1 protein-coding gene is annotated in these 345 nt (G+C 26.4%); it reads right to left on the bottom strand.

The features are described 5' to 3' along the window. The coding region (locus LDP10_RS03315) for an aminotransferase class V-fold PLP-dependent enzyme (RefSeq protein WP_265197295.1) at positions 1–345 on the bottom strand (345 nt) is incomplete at both ends.

Here is a 345-nt window from a genome sequence, read left to right as displayed (position 1 = left end):
TTCTACAGTATCTAAATCAATTCCAGATAGAAACATTTCCCATAGTGGAGAAAGATCTCGTAATTTTTTAATTGATTTCCTAATTAATAAAATTGCATAATTTATTTCTTCAAAAGTTGTGAAATGACTAAATGAAAATCTAATAGAACTATGAGCTAATTCATCTTTTAATCCTAAAGATTTTAATACATAAGAAGCTTCTAAACTAGCAGATGTACAAGCCGAACCAGAAGAAACTGCTAAATCTTTTAAAGCCATAATTAAAGATTCACCTTCAACATAATTAAAACTCACATTTAAAATATAAGGTGATCCATATTGCAAATCAGAATTTAAATATACTTC

It is taken from the genome of Buchnera aphidicola (Pemphigus obesinymphae), from assembly GCF_026122815.1.
In the GTDB taxonomy this organism is placed as follows: domain Bacteria; phylum Pseudomonadota; class Gammaproteobacteria; order Enterobacterales; family Enterobacteriaceae; genus Buchnera_C; species Buchnera_C aphidicola_BJ.
The sequence above is the reverse complement of the archived record's forward strand: the minus strand, read 5'-3'. Positions and strand labels throughout refer to the sequence as shown.